The organism is Vibrio sp. 10N.222.55.B11, from assembly GCF_041473705.1.
Lineage (GTDB): Bacteria > Pseudomonadota > Gammaproteobacteria > Enterobacterales > Vibrionaceae > Vibrio > Vibrio crassostreae_C.
This window is the reverse complement of record NZ_JBFRST010000004.1, coordinates 17,999-41,572: the sequence shown is the minus strand read 5'-3', so window position 1 is coordinate 41,572 and position 23,574 is coordinate 17,999. Positions and strand designations below refer to the sequence as shown.

19 protein-coding genes are annotated in these 23,574 nt (G+C 44.7%); 7 read left to right on the top strand and 12 right to left on the bottom strand.

All coding sequences use genetic code 11. The features are described 5' to 3' along the window. Nucleotides 1-2 precede the first annotated feature (2 nt). Nucleotides 3-1,433 (top strand): PTS glucose transporter subunit IIBC, encoded by a 1,431-nt coding sequence (gene ptsG, locus AB4503_RS01305; protein WP_017062145.1) that lies wholly within the window; start codon nucleotides 3-5, stop codon nucleotides 1,431-1,433. A gap of 229 nt (nucleotides 1,434-1,662) precedes the next feature. After that, entirely contained in the window at nucleotides 1,663-2,067 is a 405-nt protein-coding gene (locus tag AB4503_RS01300; protein WP_017062144.1) for a hypothetical protein, read from the top strand. A 92-nt stretch (nucleotides 2,068-2,159) separates the two neighbouring features. Here AB4503_RS01300 and AB4503_RS01295 read toward each other — a convergent pair whose 3' ends face one another. Beyond that, entirely contained in the window at nucleotides 2,160-2,753 is a 594-nt protein-coding gene (locus AB4503_RS01295) for an outer membrane beta-barrel protein (protein ID WP_017067207.1), read from the bottom strand. Between the two features lie 145 nt (nucleotides 2,754-2,898). Between AB4503_RS01295 and AB4503_RS01290 the strand changes: the two genes are divergently transcribed. Together AB4503_RS01290 and AB4503_RS01285 are read left to right on the top strand one after the other, a co-directional pair. Beyond that, a complete protein-coding gene (locus AB4503_RS01290; RefSeq protein ID WP_100214626.1) occupies nucleotides 2,899-2,988 on the top strand; it encodes a YnhF family membrane protein in 90 nt (29 codons plus the stop codon). Nucleotides 2,989-3,043: 55 nt separating this feature from the next. Next, nucleotides 3,044-4,258: a patatin family protein gene (locus tag AB4503_RS01285; RefSeq protein WP_372113427.1), complete on the top strand. Its 1,215-nt coding sequence runs from the start codon at nucleotides 3,044-3,046 to the stop codon at nucleotides 4,256-4,258. A gap of 159 nt (nucleotides 4,259-4,417) precedes the next feature. Here the strand turns inward: AB4503_RS01285 and pyk are convergent, their stop codons facing one another. Next, on the bottom strand, nucleotides 4,418-5,866 hold the full coding sequence (gene pyk, locus AB4503_RS01280) for a pyruvate kinase (protein WP_017062141.1): 1,449 nt from the start codon (nucleotides 5,864-5,866) through the stop codon (nucleotides 4,418-4,420). A 319-nt stretch (nucleotides 5,867-6,185) separates the two neighbouring features. On the opposite strand from pyk, the gene AB4503_RS01275 reads away from it, so the two are divergent. Beyond that, the gene (locus AB4503_RS01275; protein ID WP_017062140.1) at nucleotides 6,186-7,403 is read left to right on the top strand and encodes an ROK family protein; all 1,218 of its coding nucleotides are present in this window, start codon (nucleotides 6,186-6,188) and stop codon (nucleotides 7,401-7,403) included. Nucleotides 7,404-7,571: 168 nt separating this feature from the next. Next, on the top strand, nucleotides 7,572-8,513 hold the full coding sequence (locus AB4503_RS01270; protein WP_017062139.1) for a chemotaxis protein CheV: 942 nt from the start codon (nucleotides 7,572-7,574) through the stop codon (nucleotides 8,511-8,513). A gap of 332 nt (nucleotides 8,514-8,845) precedes the next feature. Here AB4503_RS01270 and AB4503_RS01265 read toward each other — a convergent pair whose 3' ends face one another. The 4 genes from AB4503_RS01265 to AB4503_RS01250 form a co-directional block, all read right to left on the bottom strand. Further along, nucleotides 8,846-11,938, bottom strand: a complete 3,093-nt coding sequence (locus AB4503_RS01265) for an error-prone DNA polymerase (RefSeq protein ID WP_372113426.1) — start codon at nucleotides 11,936-11,938, stop codon at nucleotides 8,846-8,848. A gap of 113 nt (nucleotides 11,939-12,051) precedes the next feature. Continuing rightward, entirely contained in the window at nucleotides 12,052-13,521 is a 1,470-nt protein-coding gene (locus AB4503_RS01260) for a DNA polymerase Y family protein (RefSeq protein ID WP_372084097.1), read from the bottom strand. 3 nt (nucleotides 13,522-13,524) lie between these two features. After that, nucleotides 13,525-14,232 (bottom strand): translesion DNA synthesis-associated protein ImuA, encoded by a 708-nt coding sequence (imuA, locus tag AB4503_RS01255; RefSeq protein WP_372113424.1) that lies wholly within the window; start codon nucleotides 14,230-14,232, stop codon nucleotides 13,525-13,527. A 154-nt stretch (nucleotides 14,233-14,386) separates the two neighbouring features. Then, on the bottom strand, nucleotides 14,387-15,127 hold the full coding sequence (locus AB4503_RS01250) for a YciK family oxidoreductase (protein WP_017062135.1): 741 nt from the start codon (nucleotides 15,125-15,127) through the stop codon (nucleotides 14,387-14,389). A gap of 137 nt (nucleotides 15,128-15,264) precedes the next feature. Here AB4503_RS01250 and sohB point away from each other — a divergent pair, with 137 nt between their 5' ends. Continuing rightward, nucleotides 15,265-16,332, top strand: a complete 1,068-nt coding sequence (sohB, locus tag AB4503_RS01245) for a protease SohB (protein WP_065583981.1) — start codon at nucleotides 15,265-15,267, stop codon at nucleotides 16,330-16,332. 144 nt (nucleotides 16,333-16,476) lie between these two features. On the opposite strand, the gene AB4503_RS01240 is transcribed toward sohB, so the two are convergent. The 6 genes from AB4503_RS01240 to pflA all read right to left on the bottom strand — a co-directional run bounded on the left by AB4503_RS01240 (nucleotide 16,477) and on the right by pflA (nucleotide 23,508). Next, the gene (locus AB4503_RS01240; protein WP_017062134.1) at nucleotides 16,477-18,039 is read right to left on the bottom strand and encodes a SpoVR family protein; all 1,563 of its coding nucleotides are present in this window, start codon (nucleotides 18,037-18,039) and stop codon (nucleotides 16,477-16,479) included. Nucleotides 18,040-18,050: 11 nt separating this feature from the next. After that, on the bottom strand, nucleotides 18,051-19,322 hold the full coding sequence (locus tag AB4503_RS01235; protein WP_048664662.1) for a YeaH/YhbH family protein: 1,272 nt from the start codon (nucleotides 19,320-19,322) through the stop codon (nucleotides 18,051-18,053). Nucleotides 19,323-19,449: 127 nt separating this feature from the next. Beyond that, complete coding sequence (locus tag AB4503_RS01230; RefSeq protein ID WP_372113422.1) at nucleotides 19,450-21,384, bottom strand: PrkA family serine protein kinase; 1,935 nt, start codon at nucleotides 21,382-21,384, stop codon at nucleotides 19,450-19,452. A 322-nt stretch (nucleotides 21,385-21,706) separates the two neighbouring features. After that, the gene (locus AB4503_RS01225) at nucleotides 21,707-21,985 is read right to left on the bottom strand and encodes a hypothetical protein (protein WP_372113420.1); all 279 of its coding nucleotides are present in this window, start codon (nucleotides 21,983-21,985) and stop codon (nucleotides 21,707-21,709) included. A 57-nt stretch (nucleotides 21,986-22,042) separates the two neighbouring features. After that, the gene (locus tag AB4503_RS01220) at nucleotides 22,043-22,543 is read right to left on the bottom strand and encodes a YfbU family protein (RefSeq protein WP_017070032.1); all 501 of its coding nucleotides are present in this window, start codon (nucleotides 22,541-22,543) and stop codon (nucleotides 22,043-22,045) included. 224 nt (nucleotides 22,544-22,767) lie between these two features. Next, nucleotides 22,768-23,508, bottom strand: coding sequence for a pyruvate formate lyase 1-activating protein (pflA, locus tag AB4503_RS01215; protein WP_010437353.1), 741 nt, complete (start codon nucleotides 23,506-23,508; stop codon nucleotides 22,768-22,770). Nucleotides 23,509-23,574: the final 66 nt, after the last annotated feature.

Here is a 23,574-nt window from a genome sequence, read left to right as displayed (position 1 = left end):
ACATGTTTAAGAACCTTTTTGCTAGCCTGCAGAAAGTTGGTAAGTCTCTGATGCTTCCAGTATCAGTTTTACCAGTTGCGGGTATTTTGCTAGGTGTCGGTGCAGCAGATCTTCCTTTCATTCCAGAAATCGTTTCAAACTTAATGGAACAAGCTGGTGGTTCAGTATTCGGTCAAATGGCACTACTGTTCGCAGTAGGTGTTGCACTTGGCTTTACTAACAACGATGGTGTAGCGGGTCTAGCTGCTATCGTTGGTTATGGCATCATGACTGCTACACTTGGCGTAATGGCTGGTGTAATGGGCGTTGATAAAATCGATACTGGTGTACTAGGTGGTATCCTAGTCGGTGGTGTTGCTGCTTGGGCATTCAACCGTTTCTTCCGTATTCAACTACCAGAGTACCTTGGCTTCTTCGCTGGTAAGCGTGCTGTGCCAATCATCACAGGTTTCTCTGCGATTGGTCTAGCAATCCTACTATCTGTAGTATGGCCACCAGTTGGCGGCGCTATCTCTGCGTTCTCTGATTGGGCTGCTCACCAAAACCCACAAGTGGCGTTTGGTATCTACGGTATCGTTGAGCGTTCTCTAATTCCATTTGGTCTTCACCACGTTTGGAACGTACCTTTCTTCTTTGAAGCTGGTACTTGTGTAAACGCTGCTGGCGAAACTCAAAACGGTGTTCTTACTTGTTACTTAGTTGCTGATGACGCATCTCGTGCAGCGGGCAATGGCTTCGGTCAGCTAGCTGGTGGTTACATGTTCAAGATGTTCGGTCTACCTGCTGCTGCAATCGCGATTGCACACTCAGCTAAGCCTGAAAACCGCGCTAAAGTAATGGGCATCATGGCTTCTGCTGCGTTGACTTCATTCCTAACGGGTATCACTGAACCAATCGAATTCTCTTTCCTATTCGTTGCTCCAGTACTGTACGCAATCCACGCTCTACTAGCTGGTTCTGCATACGTTCTTGCGAACACTCTAGGTTTTGTACACGGTACATCTTTCTCACACGGTCTAATCGACTTCCTAGTTCTATCTGGCAACGCGTCTAAGATGGGCCTAATGGTTGTATGTGGTATTGCTTACGCTGCAATTTACTACATCGTATTCCGCACTGTGATTAAAGCTCTAGACCTTAAAACTCCAGGCCGTGAAGACGAGACTGAAGAAGAGTCAGTTGCGACTGGTTCTGAACTTGCTGGTGAGCTAGTTGCTGCATTCGGTGGCAAAGCGAACATCACTGGTCTTGACGCTTGTATTACTCGTCTACGTGTTGCAGTAGCTGATACAGCTCTTGTTGACCAAGACAAGCTGAAGAAACTAGGCGCTGCAGGTGTTGTAGTAGTAGCGGGTGGCGTACAAGCTATCTTCGGTACTAAGTCTGACAACCTTAAGACAGACATGGATGAGTGGATCCGTAACAACGGTTAATTCTCTGATTCAATAAATTGAAAGGAGGCCGAAAGGCCTCCTTTTTTGTTTTCTGCTCTATGAAAGATCTATTGTGCTTAATCTCCATTAACTCAGATACTTATCATTCAACTCGATCAGTTGATGGTTGCTCTTAAATTTTTCGTGTCTTTTATCTTTTACCCAGCGATGACACCTTTTGCTGAGATTCCAGTAGACTTCCGTTTTTTAAATACAGTCTGAGAATATTATGAAACATCGTTACTTGATCGGCCTTATGTGCTGCAGCGGAGCCTCGTTTGCTCAAGCTTCTGAAGCTCCAGCTTTGGAAGTGGGACTCGCCATTGACCAAGACCTGAGTGTCGTTGTGGAATTTGATCAGAAATACCGTGCTACGATTGGCAATGACGGCGCTGCCTTTGATTACATTTTGAAGCGTGGTCAGTTCGAGACTGAAGCTCCGTTGAGCTGGTACGTCGGTGCTGGTGCTTGGGCTGAATGGAATGACGACTTTGGCTTACGCTTGCCGTTAGGCGTGAAAGTGAATTTCTACGAAGGTTGGAATGCTTACGCTCAAGTTCACCCTGAACTCGATATGTATAAAGGTGTTGAGTTGCAAGTGGGCGGCGCTTTAGGTGTTACCTATAAGTTCTAACCTGAACTAAAACCGTTTTAATAATGAAAAAACCAGCATTTAGCTGGTTTTTTAGTTTGGGCCGATCTTATATTTTTGCTTCATTGAGCCGCTTAGAAAGTAAAACTCAGTCCGACATTGGCTTGGAATTGGTTCATCCAGTCGGTATCAAAGCGAATGATGCACTCTTGCCCGTTATTTGGGATATTACAAACACCGGAGGTATCGTTGTCGACAACCGTGCCTAACCAACGTACTTGTGTGTTCAACGCTAGTCGGTCACTAAATTTGTACTCTAAGCCACCAAAGATAGAAGTTGAGAATCCATACTTATCTTTTGCCCAGTCTACATCGACGTAAGAAGCACCCAGGCCTAGCCCTAGATAACCCGACAACACAGGCGAAGCAGGGTAGTAGATGCTGCTTTGAAGGTGCAGGTATTGGATGGAGGAGCTTAGGTTAAGCGTTTCTAATTCCGAGCTCTGATTGGAGTAGAAGAAGCCGATGCGTCCTTTTTCAAGTGGCGTTTCAATGGCAAAGGTGTAATTTTCAGAGCCTTTCATGTCATAGGTTTTACCGTCCTGGTCTTCGACACTGCCACCGCCGGTATAACCTACCATAGGTGTAATGATGATCTCCGGCGAAGCATACGCGCTTGAAACGGAGAGAAGCGTAATCAGTGCCATCATATTTGCTTTGTTATTCATGAGTATATCCTTATCCATACACTTACTAATTGTGATGGTTACATCAATATTGTGCGACTAATTTCGACGATTCTTGAAGATACTTCACACACCTGATAGTACTTAAATAGAGACTCGACAAATTAATAATAAGCCAGAGGTGTCTATGGACCATAATCTGAAAAATGCCCTACAAATTACCGTGTTTATCTACATGATCATTCTTTCATTTGGCTTTATTGCGATTGGTAGTTAATACCATCTATTGCGAGGCTGAGTTTTGATACTCAGGGAATAATGAATAATGAATAATGAATAGTGGGACTATAACCAATATTGATACAGCAATAGACTTGGATTATTACGCTAAGTTTATTGCTGGAAAAACAGCACTGGTCGCTCAAGGTGGCGGACAGAGAAGTATTTTTACTTCTGGAGTGCTGGATGCCTTTCTTCTCTCAAATTTTGACCCCTTCGACGAATTTTTTGGTACCTCAGCAGGTGCTCTCAACTTATGTGCTTATCTGTGCCGTGATAAAGGCCTTGGACGTTCTTTTGTTCTCGACCTCACAACCTCACCAGAGTTCTTCAATCTCTTTTCCTATATACGACACAGAAAGAACCTAGGATTAGAATGGGCGCTAGAACAAATCATGGCTTACCCATATAAGCTCGATCTGGATTTAGGGCGACAAACGCTAGGCGATCGCCACTTCTATGCGGCTGTAACGGATTCCAAAGACTTACGAGACCACTACTTCCCATTATTGGGCGAAGATTGGTACAAGGTGATGATTGCGACCTGTGCTATTCCTCGCTTGTACAATGACGAAGTCTTTATTGGTGACAGTGCTTATGTGGACGGTGGTGTATCGGCGTGTATCCCAGTTCAGGAAGCGTGGCGAAGACAAGCCCGTTCTATTGTGGTGATTCGTACCGAGCCAGTGGTGGAGGAAGGCAATAACCATTTGGTTGAAGCTCCAGTCAAGGGATCTTCAGTCAAAGCGCCTAAACCAATCTCTGCCGAAGAACTGGAATGGTTCCGCGAATCTTTTGACAGTGTTCAAGGTCATTGGCAACAGAAAGTGGAACAGTGGAAAACCGACTGGACCTCTTTCTTCCAACAACAAATTATGCGCTCAAAAGAGCAGAAGCGTGACCGTGGGCATTTAGACCTGCTGAACGGTGGTCGCTGGCTATTTGGTGCAGATGATATTTATCGCTTAAGTCATTTAATCGGAGATAAGTTTGATTCAGGGTTGGCTGACATGCTGATGGTGCATTATCAGACCTACTCATTGACTCAGGATTTTTTGAATTCGCCACCAGACGACGCGTTTGTGGTTCAGATAGCACCTAGTCAAACGCTTAAATCGAGCTCATTAATGAGTCATAAAGATGATTTACTGCATGATTACGAATTGGGTTTAGAAGCCGGTTACCGATTTGTGGAGACCTATACCTCAACGGAAAACGCTCGCAACTCGCATATGCCACAGTTAGCCACCATTGCTGCGGGTAACTAATTCCCGAAGTTGATGAGCTAGCATGCTGTGAGCTCGTTATGCTGTTTAAGCAGATTTTAGTGAGTCGTGTTCTGAAATGAAAAAGGGTTATTGAACTTGGTTCGATAACCCTTTTAAGTTTTTGAGATTAGGCGAATCGTTTCGCCTTAAGGTCAAATATTAGGTGACAGGCAAGATTCTCATACAGTTGGTTGACCCTGCTACATCCATAATGTCGCCTTGAGTGACGATCACTAGGTCACCAAACTTAAGGTGTCCTTTCTCTTTCAAGCAAGTGAGTGTAGATAGTGCAATGTCAAAGCTGTCTTCGGCTTCTGTCTCGAAGTAGATTGGTGTCACACCTCGGTATAAGGTACAGCGATTAAGCGTTCCTTCGTTACGAGACAGCGCGTAGATCGGCATGTCGGCACTCAGGCGAGACATCATCAGTGCGGTGCGGCCTGACTCGGTGAGAGTGACAACGCCTTTAATGCCTTCCATATGGTTTGCAGAGTAGATGGTCGCCATCGAAACGGTTTCTTCGGCAGTAACAAAGGTGCGGTCAATACGGTAATTGGATTGGTTATTAATGCCTGCCATTTTTTCCGCACCAATACAGACTTCAGCCATCGATTTTACGGTCTCGACTGGGTAGTCACCAGCTGCAGTTTCACCAGACAGCATCACAGCATCGGTGCCATCGAGTACGGCGTTGGCAACATCCATAACTTCGGCACGGGTTGGCATTGGCGCAGAAATCATTGATTCCATCATCTGAGTTGCGGTGATGACAGTTCGGTTAAGCGCTCTGGCACGGCGTATAAGCTGTTTTTGTACTCCGACTAACTCAGGGTCGCCAATTTCCACTCCGAGGTCACCACGAGCCACCATGACCACATCTGAGGCCATTATGATGTCATCCATGTTCTCAACTGTAGCTACTGTCTCTGCTCGCTCCACTTTTGCGACGAGGTGAGCTTCTAAGCCGGCTTCTCGTGCAAGCTGACGAGCATAGTGCATGTCTTCACCATTACGAGGGAAAGACACCGCTAGGTAATCCACTTTGATTTGTGCGGCGGTGACGATGTCGCGCTTGTCTTTTTCTGTTAGCGCTTCTGCGGAAAGGCCACCCCCTTTTTTGTTGATGCCTTTGTTATTTGAGAGTGGGCCGCCAATGATGACTTCGGTATGAACGCGACAGCCTTCCACTTTGGTTACTTTGAGTTGAACACGACCATCGTCAAGCAACAGTATATCGCCGGCGGATACGTCGTTAGGCAGTTCTTTGTAATCAAGGCCAACGGCTTCTTGATTGCCTTCACCTAAACCTAGGCTGCTATCGAGAGTGAACAGGTCGCCTACGGCAAGTTGGATTTTGCCATCTTTGAATGTCGACACACGAATCTTGGGACCTTGTAAGTCTCCGAGAATGGCGATTTGAGTACCGTGTCTTTTTGCTATTGCTCTGACTTTTTCTGCGCGTTGTATATGGTCGTCGCTGGTGCCGTGAGAGAAGTTCATACGAACAATATTGGCACCGGCTTTGATGATCTCTTCAAGCACGTTACCTTTATCAGTAGAAGGGCCTAGCGTTGTGACGATTTTCGTTTTTCTTAATTCGGCTGTCATGAATACTCCTAGAGTGAGGCCAAGTAATCTTTTAAAAGACTGAATTAAGTATATGCATTAATTGATAATTTATTGGGAGCTAGGAGGATATTTCTTGATTTGCCTTTAATTATTGAATTCAGGGCTCAAACGCGATGTTTTATTCTGAAAATTAAGTCGCAAATTATCGATGTGGGTGTTAATTTTCCTCGAACTATTTGACTCGATACACAAAGATTCATGTATATACGTGATACTGGTCACGGCGATATACCAAGTGACTTCACAATTACTTCGCAAAGTAAAAAAATTACCTCGTTGATGATTTCTGGAGCGTAAAATGTACATGGCTCAACCGGGCCATATTGATCATATCAAACAGGTCAATGCTGGTCGTGTATATAAACTAATTGACCTTAAAGGTCCTATTTCTCGTATCGATCTGTCCAAGCAAAGTGAGTTGGCTCCGGCGAGTATTACTAAAATTACCCGTGAACTCATTGAAGCTCACCTTATTCACGAAACGACGGTTCAAGAAGCCACGACTCGTGGGCGTCCTGCTGTCGGTCTGCAAACCAATAACGAAGGTTGGCAATTTTTGTCGATGCGTCTTGGTCGCGGATACTTGACGATCGCGCTCCATGAATTGGGCGGCGACGTGCTTATCGATACCAAGATTGATATCCATGAACGTGATCAAGACGATGTGCTTGCGCGTCTTCTCCATGAAATCGATGAGTTCTTCCAAACCTATGCCGAGCAACTCGACAGGGTGACGAGTATCGCTATCACACTGCCAGGTCTGGTGAATTCAGAGCAAGGTATTGTGTTGCAGATGCCGCACTATAACGTTGAAAACTTAGCGTTGGGGCCGGAGATCTACAAAGAAACCGGTTTGCCAGTTTTTATTGCCAATGATACCCGAGCGTGGGCATTAGCAGAAAAGCTGTTTGGTAACTCACAAGACAACGACAACTCTGTTCTTATCTCGATTCACCACGGTTTAGGTGCCGGGATCATTCTTGATGGTCGCGTTCTGCAAGGACGTCACGGTAACATCGGTGAGTTGGGGCATATCCAGATCGACAAGGAAGGCAAGCTTTGCCACTGTGGTAATCGAGGCTGTTTAGAAACGGTGGCGAGTTCTCAGGCAATCCGTGAGCAAGTCAAAGAGCGATTGGTAAATGGTGAAGAATCAACGCTAACGGTGTTTGAAGACGTCACTATTGAACAGATCTGTGCTGCCGCTGCTAATGGGGATCCGCTGGCTGTCGAAGTGATTGAACAGTTAGGCCGTTATCTAGGTTCTGCGATTGCGATTGTGATTAACCTGTTCAACCCAGAGAAAATCTTGGTGGGTGGTGTTATCAATCAGGCGAAGAGCGTGTTATACCCGGCGATTCAAAAGTGTATCGAAGAGCAGAGTCTATCGGTTTACCATAAAGACTTAGAGCTGGTGGAATCTCGTTTTTATAAGCAGGCAACCATGCCAGGTGCTGCGCTCATCAAGCAGGCCTTATACGATGGCCAACTGTTAATGAAAGTTATTGAAGGTTAACCCCTTTTTCTCGTCTTGTAGCCTTACCTTGAACCTTTCCATGTACTTAAGCTTTGTATAACATCATTTGTTGTACTTAGTTTAAGCATTCTGTGCATTGGCGCTTTGCTTTAACCTATTGAAGTAGGCTATTGTAGCCACAGTTATTATTTGTCACTAAGGTGTTGTATGTCTGGCGTTTTAAATTCGGTTGATCAGAGAACCAAACTGGTCGGTGAAAACCGTCTGGAACTCTTGTTATTCAGCTTAAATAGTCGTCAACTATTTGCGATTAACGTATTTAAAGTGAAAGAAGTCCTCAAAGTGCCAGTACTCACTCGCTTACCGGGCTCTCATCATCATATTACGGGTGTTGCGTCTTTACGTGGTGAATCGGTGCCTGTTATCGATTTACGCAGTGCCATTGGCTTTCCGCCATCTCGTGCGGAGTCTCAAGAGAGCAACCTGATTATTACGGAATACAACCGAACCGTACAAGGTTTCTTGGTTGGGCAAGTTCGTAATATCGTGAACACGACATGGACAGAAATCCAGCCGCCGCCAAAGACAACAGGCCGTGCAAACTACCTAACCGCTATTACGCATATTCAAGAAGAAGAGCAGCACAAGATCGTCGAGATCATCGATGTTGAGAAAGTGTTGGCTGAGATCATTGATTACGATGTCTCGATCTCTGAAGGCGTTTTAGATGAACAATTAGCTCAGGAGATGATAGGACGCAATGTGCTTATCGTTGATGACTCTTCAACAGCGCGTAACCAAATTAAAGGCACCTTGTCGCAGTTGGGTTTGAACATTATTGAGTGTTGTGATGGCTTAGAAGCACTGACCTTACTTAAGGGCTGGTGTGATGAAGGCAAAGACATCAATCAAGAAATATTGTTGATGATCACCGATGCTGAAATGCCTGAAATGGACGGCTACAAGCTGACACACGAAGTACGTACTGACCCAAGAATGCATGACCTATTCATCACGCTAAATACTTCATTAAGTGGAAGTTTTAATGAAGCTATGGTTGAGAAAGTAGGGTGTAACCGCTTTATTTCTAAGTTCCAGCCAGACCTCTTGGTTGAAGTGACTCAAGAGCGAATGCGTCAGATTTTATAATTAATGCTGCTGTACGGTTTGTTTTGAGTGACCTTATAGAAAACGCTGCTAATATTCACGCAGCATATTTTTCTTAACGAAATATGCTCAACTACTAGCGTAATTTTTCACACACAATCTAAGGTAGTTCCTCTTAATGATATGGTTAACGTCTAAAGTCGTCATGACTTTGAGCTTATTACTGTATAGGGAATTTAAGAAAAGACGTACGGAAGCTGAAGTTGAGTCATAACTCAACAACTGGAATTGAAGGGAAGCGGATGCTTCCCTTTTTCGTTTTTCTTTCTCTCTTTTCTTTAGCCAATGATCGATTGAGAACAGTTGGTACTTCGCTAATGAAAATCCCGAGATTTGGTTTTCAAGCCAACAATTTCATCGGTAATATCGATAAGTTTTCCCGCGATAACATGCACGACTTCACCTTCTTTTTCTAATATCCCTTGTACTTTTAACGCCTTGGCTGTGAGATAAGCTTGCTGTTGAGCGCGTGCGGTTGCTCCCCATACCACGACATTAATATTACCAGAGCTATCTTCTAGCGTGACAAAGGTGACACCTGCCGCGGTGCCGGGAGATTGTTTTCCTGTGACTAATCCGACAACGGTGACCATAGATTTGTGTCTTTGTTGTATTAAATCTTTCATGTGTGTGAATCGACCTAATCGTCCTGCTTCTTCGAGCAAAGTGATGGGGTGCTTGTTCAATGAAATTCCGACACTGGTGAAGTCTTCGAGTAGATCTTGCATCTCATTGGGCTTGTGCAGTACATGTTCGTCATGTCCTGCCTCAGCATCGTCATAGGCTTGGCTAAACAGAGGTAAATCCGACGCCGAGTCCATGATCGCCCAGCGAGTCTGGAAGCGGTCTCCAGAAACGTTATGTAGCGCATTGGCCGATGCCAGTAGCTCGATATCTTTCTTATTCATCGATAACTGTTTCACCTGACTAGGGTGGCGATAACCGGATGGTGGACGATTGGCGAGCACGCTTTGAATTCCATGCTCGCTGAATCCTTTGATTTGTCGCAGCCCTAAGCGAATCGCTAGACCATTCTGATGAGGGGCAACCGTGTGGTCGTTTTGAGAAGCGTTCACACATACCGGAAGTATCACCACATTGTGTCGTTGTGCGTCTTGTACTAACTGTGAAGGGCTATAAAACCCCATCGGTTGGCTATTCAACAGAGAAGCGTAGAAGCACTCTGGGTAGTAGCATTTCAACCAAGCGGAGCAATACGCTAACACCGCAAACGAAGCGGAGTGGCTTTCAGGAAAACCGTACTCGCCAAAGCCGCATATCTGTTTAAAGATCTGCTCAGCAAACTCTGTCTCATAGCCGCGCTTTTGCATTCCTTCGATGAGTTTGTTTTTAAACTTAAAGACGTTGCCATTTTTCTTCCAAGCGGCCATTGCCCGTCTGAGTTGATCTGCTTCTCCGCCTGTGAACCCTGCAGCGACCATCGCGAGTTTGATCACTTGCTCTTGGAATATCGGTACACCTAAGGTGCGCGACAGTACTGATTCCACGTCTTTAGATGGATAACTGATTAGCTCAATGCCATCTCGACGCTTGAGAAACGGATGCACCATATCACCCTGAATAGGACCTGGGCGTACGATAGCGATTTGAATCACCAAGTCGTAATAAGTCTTCGGTTTAAGCCTTGGCAGCATGCTCATTTGTGCGCGTGACTCAATTTGGAATATCCCGACTGTGTCTGCTCGCTGAATCATGCCGTAAACCTGAGGATCGTCCTTAAGGCGAGTGATCTCAGCAATGGTCAGTGATCGCCCGTGAATACGTTTGATCAGGTCGAAACATTTACGAATCGCAGAGAGCATACCCAACGCGAGCACATCAACTTTCAGCAAGCCTAAGGTTTCTAGATCATCCTTATCCCATTGGATAATGGTTCGATCGTGCATCGCTGCATTTTCGACGGGAACCAGCTCATACAAAGGCCCTGAGGATATGACAAAGCCACCGACATGTTGAGATAAGTGACGTGGGAAGCCGATAATCTCATTAACCAAGTGGATAAACTGCTGCCCCTTCAAAGAATCAGGTTGTAGCCCTAATTGAGTGAGCTGAGCCTGCCAACCTAAGCTTTTGTCCCTGCGATTGGTGTTCTTGATGAAGTAGTCGAGCTGAGTTTCTTGTAGCCCTAATGCTTTCCCCACATCTCTCACCGCACTTTTGAAGCGATAAGAGATGACTGTTGCAGCAAGTGCAGCCCGTTCTCTACCGTATTTTTTATAGATGTATTGGATGACTTCTTCACGACGTTCGTGTTCAAAATCGACATCAATATCAGGCGGCTCATCGCGCTCTTTACTGATGAAACGCTCAAACAGCACCGAGATCTGTCTTGGGTCGACAGAGGTGATTTCTAAGCAGTAACAGACCACGGAATTGGCCGCTGAACCTCGACCTTGGTAAAGAATGCCTTGGCTTTTGGCAAACATCACGATGTCATGAATGGTGAGAAAAAAGAAAGGGTAGTCAAGCTCGTCAATTAATCCCAATTCTTTATCTATGATTTGTTGGATGTCGTTAGGTACACCTTGTGGGAAGCGAGTCTGTTTTCCTTTTTCGACCAACATGCACAGATAACTCATGGGTGTCTCCCCTTGAGGAATCAGCTCACTGGGATATTCGTATCGCAAGCTATTTAAATCAAATTCACACAGCTCAGCGATACGGTTGCTCTCTTCTAGCCACTCCGCTTTGAAGATATGAGAGAGCTTATTGATACTCCGTAAACAGCGCTCGGCATTAGCGAGTAAGTGACTGCCCACTTCGGTAATGGGTTTTTGATATTTAATCGCAGTGAGTGAGTGCTGCAAGGGTAAGCGATTCGCATTGTGCATCAACACACCACCACAAGCTGTAATCGGCAGTTGGTGATGTTGTGACAGCTCAACGCAGTAATCTGTGTACTGCTGGTCGGTTTGCTTTAGGTGTCTTTGTAAGCCGATCCACAACCGACCTGAATGATGCTGGGAGAGCCATTGCCCCCAGTGTGCGTCTTCATTTTTCTGTTGAGGAAGCCAAAGAATAAAGCAGTGCTTAGCCGACATGATATCCCACTCAGAGAGCTGATAATGTCCCTTGCTGCTACGACGTCTCGCGTTGGTAATAATACGGCACAGCTCGGCGTAGGCTTGTCTGTTTGGGCATATCAAGACCACTTGGCACTCTTCATTTAGCCAAAACATGCTCCCGACAATTTGCTTGAGTGACAGTTTATGTTGCTTGATTGCAGAGTGAACCTTAACGATGCCCGCGACTGAGCACTCATCAGTAACCGCGAGTGCTTTGTAACGTAAGAAGTCGGCCTGTAAAACAAGCTCTTCCGCATGCGAAGCTCCCTCTAGAAAGGAGTAATTACTTTGACAGAAAAGCTCTGAGTATTGCTGAGACATAACGTAATCTCACTTAACCATTGCGAGTGAACATGATTGAAAAGGGACGCTGAAATTGAATAAGTAGAACGGAGGAGCTAACAAAGTTTCTTGCTGACTTACGTTCTTACCGACTAGCTAAATAAGCCGTGCAAAAACCACTGTTTATCTGGCGTTTTAAATATCCAGAGCCACCGACCGTTTTCGCTGTGAGCAATAAAGTAGTCACGAATGACCTTCTCTCCGTCCCACCAGCCAGACACAATGCGCTCTGGGCCTTGAGATAAGGTGACGCTTTCGGTTAAGGCTTCGGGCTCTGGCAGTAAAATACTGGGCCTGAGCCGCTGTTGAACGACGCTGAGAGCTGTGGTTTGTTGCTCGCTCCTTGAGGGCGCTTGCCTTTTTGTCACAGACTTACTCAGTGTTGGGAGCGAATACTGATTGGCCTTTTCTGGCCTTGGGTCGTGCTGTATTTTTGGTGTTTGAATACAGGCTTGTCCAAGCTTTGCTTGCAGTAGTGAGAGCAAATCTAACGCGGCAAGTGTTCCGGTATTACCATCAAAAAGATCATGGTAGGCCATTTGGGGTTCTCCATGACGAACCAAGCTGAGGGTCAGTCCTTGAACCGGTGCGGTGAGCTTGAGTGACTCTAAGGTGAGATGAGTAAGGTTCGCCCATTTTTCAGCAAGGTAATCACCTTGTGCCGAATAAAAAGAGACAGGGTGATCGTCTTTATCTCTTAGGTGTAAAGTCAGAGTTAACTCGAAAGCCACTCGATCGCGTAGCTTCAAAAAACATTCGAGTTGATTCAGTAATTTCAGCAACGGCTTTTCGATAAATAGGATGTTTTCAATATCAAACAATAGCTCCAAATATTGCTGGAAATTCTCTGGTGGATGATAGAAATCAATCGGGTGCTTGAACTGGCCGTTAAGGCGACCGACATAATTCACCAAGTCGATATCAAAGCGGCGTGCGACCTCTTGCAAAGGCAGCTTTAATAAGTCTTCAACGGTATTGATACCGACACGGTTCAGGCGTTCCACTTGCTTGGTCGGTAGCTCACTGGAAATTAATGCTTGTTGATTGACCCAAGTTTTCATCTGCTCAATATTGTTTGTTGCTTGGTTGATCGCTTGCTTACCCAAAAGGATCGCAGAAAGCGGCGAATAACCCGTCGCAAAGTTGAACTGAATATTGAGCGTTTCTAAATGGCTTTTGAGTTCATGCCAATAGTTATCTAGCCCGTCGTAAAGTGACAGCATGTTAGAGGCTTTAATCAACAAACCATTAGGTGGCAATAACGCCATGTCGGAAGTGACCAGATACGCCCATTGAGCGATCTCTTTAAGCTTACTTTTCTCCAGTTCAATACTGTAAGGGTGGACGTGTAAGTTGTGGCACAAAGCTGCTGCAGACCCTAAGCCCATACCAAGCGAAATTCCCGATTGCAGCGCAGCTGGGTTTGCTTGCAGTACATGGTGATCTTTTTCATCCACGATGATAATAGGTTGTTCGCGTGAGTCTTCGCTCGAACCCAATTCATTAGAGTTAAACAAGGTATCCAACTGCAGAGATGGAAAGTGCAGATAAAGCCACAACATACGTTAGCCTTGCTTCGCAATAGGAAAAGCCAGCACAGTGTTACCAGACAAAGCGTGGTCTGAATTGTCTTCATAAACGACTTTCTCTGTGAGTAACGGCCAGTAGTGTGTCATGTCTAGAATAAAGCTGCCATACGACCAGCTGCCTTTTCTCTTAGTCACTTCAACCTTTAATCCCTGCGCGTGAGAAGAGAGTTTCATGCTTAAGGAAACGGGCAGGGATAATTGATTATGGCTGGTGGCTTTAAAGTGAAACTGCAGGCACTTACCGGTTTCACTGGCTGCTTGTAGGCGCTTTGTTTGGTGTATTTCTAGATCGGCTCCCCATAGCAATACAGAGTGACAAGCGCCGCTTTTGAGGCACTGCTCAGCTGCCCACAACGCATCGAGATCGCGTTGAGGCTGGATAACGAGAATGTTTTCTAATTCAATGCCTTGGCTGTTAAAAAACTCAGCACAGATCTTCCCTGGCGGGTGAATGAATATGGCCAGTTTTTGCGAGTTTTGTTGAGATAAATAGGGCGTCAGTAGGCGAAGCTCGCCGATCCCTTGTTGTGATTCAACTTCAATAACGCCGTGCGTCGGGAAGCCGCCATCAAGCTGTTTATCCAGTTGAGGATAGCCTGTTGAAGTGGTACTTCCTTGCGTTGTTGATTGTAACCCTTTCCAGATTAGCTGGCGGTCTTGTAAGTTTTTTATTAGTTCATGCATAATTAAATACCTGTATATCTATACAGTATATTTAACAATGAAAAAGATGCAAAGAGAAATGATGAAAATTAGCGGCAGTAAGTATTAGATGGTTGATTTAGATACAAAAAAGTCGCTATGGAAGCGACTTTTTACTGTTGGTTAATGATATCAGTTACTTAGGTTGAGCATCGATACATTGGCCATTAATATCTGTCACGCTTGGGTTCATTAAATGTAGGTACAGTGGGATGATGTCGAGTGGCGTTTTTAGCTTATTCGCATCTTCTCCTGGGTACGCTTTTGCACGCATACGTGTTTGAGTGCCGCCTGGATTGATTGCGTTAACACGGATGTTCGTGTCTTCAAGCTCGTCCGCTAGGATCTGCATCATACCTTCGGTAGCAAACTTAGAAATTGCGTAAGTGCCCCAGAATGCACGGCCAGAGTGACCAACCGTTGAAGAGGTAAATACGATACGACCTGCTTCTGCTTTTTTAAGTGCAGGTAGCAGAGCTTGAGTCATCAAGAACTCAGACTTCACATTGATCTGCATAACATCATCAAAGGTTTCTTCATCAATCTGCTCAAACGGGCTCAGAGTGCCAAGAACGCCAGCATTATGAAGTAGGCCGTCTAAACGACCGAACTGTGATTGAATGGTTTCAGCCATATCAACGTAGTTCTGCTTTGTCGCACCTTTTAAATCCAATGGGATAATTGCAGGCTGCGGGTAACCAGCGCTTTCGATTTCATCGTAAATGAATTCTAGGTTTTTAACATTGCGGCCTAACAGAATGACAGTTGCGCCATGTTGAGCGAAGCTTAGTGCAGCTTGGCGACCAATGCCAGCACCGGCACCTGTAACCAAAATTACTTTATCTTTGAGGGCATCTGTAGAGATTGGGTAATCCACTGTGCTTATCCTTCTTTCTTTTATTATGTTCGTCATTCCATTGATGTTTAATCACACAGATAACCGCAGGAATGATGAGAAATTCTTGGTAATCGTGACAAGATGGTTACAATACACTAATTCATACAATAGGGGATATGACATTGGAATTTTTGTTGGACTACGGCTTGTTTTTAGCCAAGATTGCGACCGTTGTAATCGCCATCATTGCAATTTTAGTCATTGCTAAATCTGTGGGTGGAAAATCAAGCGCGATTAAAGGTGAGCTGGAAATCACGAACCTATCTGAACACCATAAACAGACGATTGAACAATTAGAGCACCATCTACACGATGATGCTTTCATCAAAGCCCGTGATAAAGCAGAAAAGAAAGCGGAAAAAGAGAAAGTAAAATCACGCGGTAAAGAAGTGAAGAAAGCAGCGAAAGAGGGTGAGCTTGATAGCAAGCGTGAACCACATCTATTCGTTCTTGATTTTAACGGCAGCATTGATGCGAAAGAAGTGGCTTCATTGCGTGAAGAGGTAACGGCGGTTCTGGCTGTGGCTCGTGAAGGCGATGAAGTCTTACTTAAGCTTGAATCTGGCGGTGGCATGGTTCATGGCTATGGTCTGGCGTCTTCTCAACTTGATCGTATCAAAGCGGCTGGCCTGCCTTTGATTATCTCGGTAGACAAAGTAGCAGCAAGCGGTGGTTACATGATGGCATGTATCGCAGACAAAATCGTATCAGCACCTTTTGCTATCGTTGGTTCTATTGGCGTGATTGCTCAACTACCAAACTTCAATAAACTGCTTAAAAAGCACGACATTGAGTTTGAACAGCTAACTGCGGGTGAGTACAAGCGCACACTGACTATGTTTGGTGAGAACAGCGATAAAGCACGTGAGAAGTTCAAAGAAGAGCTAGAAGAGACACACGGCTTATTCAAAGACTTCATTCGTGACCATCGTCCAGCGCTAGACCTTGATAAGGTTGCAACGGGTGAGCACTGGTTTGGTACACAAGCACATGAACTTGGGCTGGTGGATGAGATCCGTACTTCTGATGACTTAGTTGTTGAAGCATGCAAAGACAAGACGGTTCTAGCGATTCACTATGTACAGAAGAAAAAGCTGTCAGACAAGCTAGCTGGCGTGGCAGGTAAATCTGCAGACAGCGTGCTGATGAAGCTGATTGAACGCGGTCAAAAGCCGATTGTTTAAGCTTATTTAGTTCGAGCCTTAAAAAGAAAGCGCATAAGTCATCAGACTTATGCGCTTTTTTATTGCTCCACTTCCGAGCGGGTGACCACTATGTTGTAGGGGGAGCGGAGTTTTATACCCATAATCTACTTACTATGATGGGTATTAAATCTTGGCTCCATAATCATTACGTTTTGGACAAGTAGTCAGAATCTCTCTATGACCCGTATCTTTGAGCTCTTCCAAAATCACATCAAAGCCCCACAAGCGATAGAGATGCTTCATCACTTCGTCGTAGCCTTTATCAAGCGGGATGCGGTCGTGAGGCACATATTGCAGTGTCATTGAGCGGTCACCACGAACATCGACATTAAACACCTGAATGTTTGGTTCAAGGTTACTTAGGTTGTATTGCGCCGCAAGCTTCTCACGAATCAGGCGATAGCCCGGATCATCATGAATAGCACTCACCTCAATGGTATTTTTACGGTCGTCGTCGAGTACAGAGAACAGCTTAAAGTCTCGAATGATTTTTGGAGAAAGGTATTGGCTGATGAAACTTTCATCTTTGAAGTTGTGCATCGCAAAGTGCACCGCTTCTAACCAATCACTTCCGGCTAACTCAGGGAACCACTCTCTATCTTCATCGGTTGGCTCTTCACAGATGCGTCGGATGTCTCTAAACATCGCAAAGCCAAGCGCATAAGGGTTTATCCCGCTGAAATAAGGACTGTTGTAGGCAGGTTGTGCGACGACACTGGTATGGCTGTGTAGGAATTCTAAGATGAACTTATCACTCACCAAGCCTTCGTCGTAAAGGTGGTTAAGAATGGTGTAATGCCAGAAGGTTGCCCAGCCTTCGTTCATCACTTGAGTTTGTTTTTGAGGGTAGAAGTATTGGCTCACTTTGCGAACGATGCGAACACACTCTCGTTGCCAAGGTTCAAGCAGTGGTGCGTTCTTCTCGATAAAGTAGAGAATGTTTTCTTGAGGCTCGCTAGGAAAGCGGATCTTGGTCTCTTCTTCCTTACTTTTATTTTGAGGAACGGTTCGCCATAGCTCATTCACTTGAGATTGCAGATAAGCTTCGCGTTCTTCTTGTCTTGCTGTCTCTTCTGCAATGGAAATCTTCTCAGGGCGTTTGTATCGGTCTACGCCGTAATTCATCAGTGCGTGACAAGAATCAAGGAGCTGCTCGACTTCAGCAACACCATATTTCTCTTCACAACCACTGATGTACTTCTTAGCAAACAACAAGTAATCGATGATGGAACTGGCATCGGTCCATGTTTGGAACAGGTAGTTGCCTTTAAAGAAAGAGTTGTGGCCATAACAAGCGTGAGCCATTACCAGCGCCTGCATTGTGACCGTGTTCTCTTCCATCAGGTAAGCGATACACGGATCGGAGTTGATTACGATTTCGTATGCCAAGCCCATTTGGCCATGCTTGTAGTTTTGCTCGGTTTGAATGAATTTCTTACCAAAAGACCAGTGGTTGTAATTGATAGGCATACCAATGCTCGAGTAGGCATCCATCATCTGTTCTGAAGTAATCACTTCAATCTGGTTTGGGTAAGTATCTAAACGGTAATGCTGCGCAACACGTTTGATTTCTACGTGGTATTTCTCCAAGAGGTTGAACGTCCAATCTGGACCATCAGGCAGCATCTTGTCGTTTTTCTTTTTTGCAGCTTTGTTTTTCTCTGCAACGTTTGATTTCGCTGTCATGGCAAACTCCCTTACGCTGTCTCTTTCTGGAACAGTTCTCTAAACACAGGAAAAATATCATCCACCGTTTTAATGTTTTTCATGGCGAAGTTGTCAAAGCTTGCTTCTAACTTCTCATACTCGTGCCAAAGCGTTTGGTGAGAGCGGCGTGTAATTTCGATATAAGAGTAATACTGACAAGTTGGCAGAAGCGTATTGACCAACAGCTCTTTACAACGAGGCGAGTCGTCAGCCCAGTTATCACCATCAGATGCTTGTGCCGCATAGATATTCCACTCATTAGCTGGGTAACGGTCTGCGACAATTTCTTTCATTAATTTCAGTGCGCTAGAAACGATGGTGCCGCCCGTCTCTTGTGAGTAGAAGAACTCATGTTCGTCGACTTCTTTCGCTTGAGTATGGTGACGAATAAACACCACATCGACGTTTTCGTAGGTACGATTGAGGAACAAATAAAGCAGTACGTAGAAACGTTTTGCGATGTCTTTAGTCGCTTGGTCCATTGAGCCGGACACATCCATCAAGCAGAACATGACCGCTTGGCTAGATGGAATAGGGCGCTTCTCATAGTTTTTAAAACGTAAGTCGAAGGTGTCAATGAATGGCACGTTTTCAATTTTTTTGCGTAGCTCGGCAATCTCTTCTTTTAAGCGACTCTCTTCAAAGGGTTGTGCCGGTTCCGTCATTTTAACTTGGTCAAGTTGTTCCATCAGTAGGTTAAGCTCGCGCTTTTTACCTGCTGTCATCGCGGTTCTACGAGCTAGAGATTGCTGCAGTGAACGAACAATAGCGATGTTGGATGGAATCCCCGCACTCTGATAACCAGAGCGGTGGGTTTTCCATTCGGTGATTTTGTTGACCTGATTCTTCTCTAAATTAGGTAGAGCTAAATCTTCAAAGAGAATATCAAGATACTCATCTTTTGAAATTTGGAAGGTAAATTCATCTTGGCCTTCGCCATCAGGACTTGCGTCGCCTTGGCCTGAGCCACCACCTTGACCACCACCTTTAGGGCGTTCGATTTTATCGCCAGTGATGAACTGATCATTACCTGGGTGAACGCGCTCTCTAACGCCGCCTTGACCTTGGTGAAAGTTCGGCTCTTTGATGTCTTTATGGGGAATAGTGACGTCTTCACCTGTTTCTGTATTGGTGATTGAGCGTCGGTTAACTGCATCGGCCACAGATTCTTTGATTTGCTCTTTATGGCGTCGTAAGAAACGCTGTCTATTCACAGCACTCTTATTTTTGCCATTGAGCCTCCGATCGATAAATTGTGCCATAAGAACTCCCTCTCAGCTGATGTCGCGATCCTACTTTTTATTTGGGTATAAGAGTTATTGATTTACTAAGGTATAAAAGTTATTGGTTTATACGAGCTGCTCAGTTGAGCAGCTCAATACCGTTTAGTTATGAGGATTTACGAACTCTTAGGTACCACTCAGATAGCAGTCTCACTTGCTTCTCGGTGTAGCCTTTTTCCATCATACGAGCAACGAAGTCGTCATGTTTTTTCTGATCATCCGTTGAGGTCTTAGCATTGAACGAAATAACAGGAAGTAGCTCTTCTGTGTTAGAGAACATTTTCTTCTCAATCACAGTGCGCAGTTTCTCGTAGCTCGTCCACACTGGGTTTTGACCGTTATTGTTGGCTTTGGCACGAAGCACAAAGTTCACAATCTCATTTCGGAAGTCTTTAGGGTTACTGATACCGGCTGTCTTCTCGATTTTCTCTAGTTCACCATTCAGAGAAGCACGGTCAAATAGTTGGCCTGTTTCTGGGTCGCGGTACTCTTGGTCTTGAATCCAGAAATCTGCGTAGGTGACATAGCGGTCGAAGATATTCTGACCGTACTCAGAGTAAGACTCTAGATAAGCGGTTTGAATTTCTTTACCGATGAACTCTACGTAGCGTGGCACTAGGTATCCTTTCAAGAACTCTAGGTACTTCTCGGCGGTCTCTTGAGGGAACTGCTCCCGTTCGATTTGCTGCTCAATAACGTAGAACAGGTGCACTGGGTTCGCGGCCACTTCGGCTTGGTCGAAGTTAAACACACGAGACAGGATCTTAAAGGCGAAACGCGTTGATAGCCCAGACATGCCTTCGTCAACGCCAGCATAATCTCGGTACTCTTGGTAGCTCTTCGCTTTTGGATCGGTGTCTTTTAGAGTCTCACCATCGTAAACACGCATCTTAGAGAATAGAGATGAGTTTTCAGGCTCTTTTAGTCTCGAAAGAATGCTGAATTGCGATAGCAGATCGAGTGTGCTTGGTGAGCAAGGCGCTTGGGATAGCTCACTGTGCTCAAGCAGTTTCTTGTAGATCTTAACTTCTTCAGACACACGCAGACAGTAAGGGACTTTTACAATGTACACACGGTCGAGGAATGCTTCGTTGTTTTTGTTGTTACGGAAGGTCTGCCACTCAGATTCGTTCGAGTGAGCGAGAATCATACCGTCAAATGGCAGTGCAGAAAGCCCTTCGGTACCGTTGAAGTTACCTTCTTGTGTTGCCGTAAGTAGAGGGTGTAATACTTTGATTGGCGCTTTGAACATCTCCACGAATTCCATCACACCTTGGTTGGCTTTACAAAGCGCACCAGAGTAGCTGTAGGCATCAGGATCATCTTGAGAGAAGTGTTCAAGTTTACGAATATCAACTTTACCAACCAGAGACGAGATATCTTGGTTGTTTTCATCACCTGGCTCCGTTTTCGCGATCGCAACTTGATCGAGAATAGAAGGGCGCAGTTTGATGACTTTGAATTTGGAAATATCACCGCCAAAATCGTGTAGACGTTTCGCTGCCCACGGAGACATAATTGAGCGAAGATAGCGTTTCTCAATGCCATATTCATTCTTCAATAAGTCGCCGTCTTCGTTAACGTCGAATAGACAGAATGGGTGATCGTTTACTGGGCTTCGTTCACCGTCAGCAGACAATACATAGATTGGTAGTTTCTGCATCAGGGCTTTGAGTTTTTCAGCGAGAGAAGATTTACCACCGCCCACAGGGCCAAGTAGGTAAAGGATTTGTTTACGTTCTTCTAAACCTTGTGCAGCATGTTTTAAGTAAGAAACAATCTGTTCAATCGCATCTTCCATACCGTAGAAATCTTTAAATTCGCTGTAGCGTGAGATGACACGGTTTGAGAAAATACGACTTAGTTGAGGGTCTTGAGCTGTGTCAATGACCTCCGGTTCGCCAATGGCTAGTAGTAAGCGCTCGGCAGCATTCGCGTAAGCACTTTTATCGTCTTTACACAGCGCTAAGAACTCTTGTAATGTCAGCTCTTCTTCCTTGGCTGCTTCATAACGTGATTGATAGTGGTCAAAGATACTCATAGTCACATTCCCCTTGTTAACCAGTCAAAACTGACGAGCGATTGAAAAATAGGCTCTCCCTACATTTTAAGGTTAGACCCGCTTCCACAATTTTGCTTAACAATTATGTATTTATTTACAATTTTGCGTGTGAAAAACGTGGCGAGCGCAATAGGCAACTTGAGGCGCGTAGAATCAAATTATTTTACATTCGAGGGGATCTGGCCGTTTGTTTTGAGATTTTAGGTCGCTTAACAATACTCACAATGGATTTATGTGCATTAGATGTATAACTGGGCTCTATTGATCTTTGGAATGGAGTACCATATAGTGCGCGAAGTTATCAAAAATTGCTCAATAAATAGGTAGATGTAGTGAAGAATAATGGGTTCAAAATAGTGGCTATCTGCATGTTACGCCAAATGTTCGAGTAACTGGTGGCGTTCGTTATACCAACCTTGAAGGTGATATAGAGAATAGCCCAATACTTGAAGGTGATATAGAGAATAGTCCAATACTTGAAAGTGGTATCAACATGGCCGCGAACGTTGGTGTTGCTTACGTTTTCTAGTTGCTTTGGTTTTTCTCTTTGTGTGCGAACATTAAAAAAAGGGTTACTCATGATGAGTAACCCTTTTTCTTGAAACTTTTTAAAAGTTATCGCTGATCTATTAACGAATTAAGCGCTAAAGATTTGAGATAGCTCTGTCGCACATAGGTGGTACTGACGAGGGCAGTTGCGCCATGTTGTTAGCATGCGACGGTACTTCTCTAGCATTGGCATCTGGCTATTGAAGTGGTGATCGGCTTTGTCGAATTGAGGGTAAAGACCTTCAGAATCAACAAGGAAACGCACGTAGTGTACGATCTGCGCTTCAGAAGCGATATCAAAACCTAAGAACTGCAGGCGACGTTGGTCTACTTCAGCACGCTCTTGTTCTGCAAGCATTTTGTTCGACTCTTGCATTGCATGGTACATCTCCATGATGTCGATAATTTCGCGACATTCTGCTTCAGTCAAACAACCAAACTCTTTGTTAAGTTCACGCATTTGGAGTTCGTAACCACGTTCTACAATCGTTTGTAGACGCTGGTATTTCGCCGAGTTCTCAGGGTTCATTTGAGACATTAGGTAGTATTGATTTGATAGAATTAGACGCTGAGCATTGGTCATTTCCATGGGATGAGCCTCACTAAAAAACTAAATGTTATATTCTTTTGTTGCAGTAAGAGTAACAGCATTCCTACGCGTGGAAACATGATCTCAACACTGATTTAATATGATTTTTTTAATTGATAAACAAAAGTTGTAAAGAAAAGTGAAAGGATAGTTAGCGCTAGAAAAGAAAACGCCCCAATCGAAATTGAGGCGTTTAAAATAGAGGTTGAGCATCGTCTGCAGTATTAGTATTTTACGTTTGAATGATACTGGCTAAGAACAGCAACAATCTCATCCATTTTCTCTTTGCTTGGCGGATTTGTACCTTCAAGAGGGTAGTCAAAACCAAGTGCTTCCCACTTATGTGCACCAAGCTTATGGTATGGAAGCAGTTCTACTTTCTCGATGTTATCCATGTCTTTGATGAATTCGCCTAGCAGATGAGCATCTTCAGGTGTGTCCGTGTAGCCAGGGACAATCACATAACGAATCCACGTCTTCTTACCGATTTTGTGTAAGTAGCGTGCGAAATCCAGAGTACGTCTGTTTGATACACCAATGAAATCGTGGTGAATCTCATCTCGCATGTGCTTAAGATCCAACATAACTAGATCAGAGGCTTCTAGGACTTCATCAACCACTTCAGTGTGCTTACGAATGTAGCCATTAGTATCAAGACAAGTGTGGATGCCTTCAGCTTGAGCTGCGCGGAAAAAGTCACGAACAAACTCAGGTTGTAGCATCGCTTCACCACCAGAACAGGTGATACCACCGCCCGATGCTTTCATGAAATGACGGTATGATTTTGCTTCGTTGATGATCTCTTCGACCGTTACTTCCTTTCCGTCATGAAGATCCCATGTATCACGGTTATGACAGTACATACAACGCATTAAGCAGCCTTGAAGAAACACAATAAAGCGGATACCAGGGCCATCGACAGTACCACAAGATTCGAATGAGTGAATGCGACCAGTTGTAGACATGAGCTATTCTCGTAGAGGAATTTATACCGTTTATTTTATTACAAAAACGGTACATAAAATAGGGTC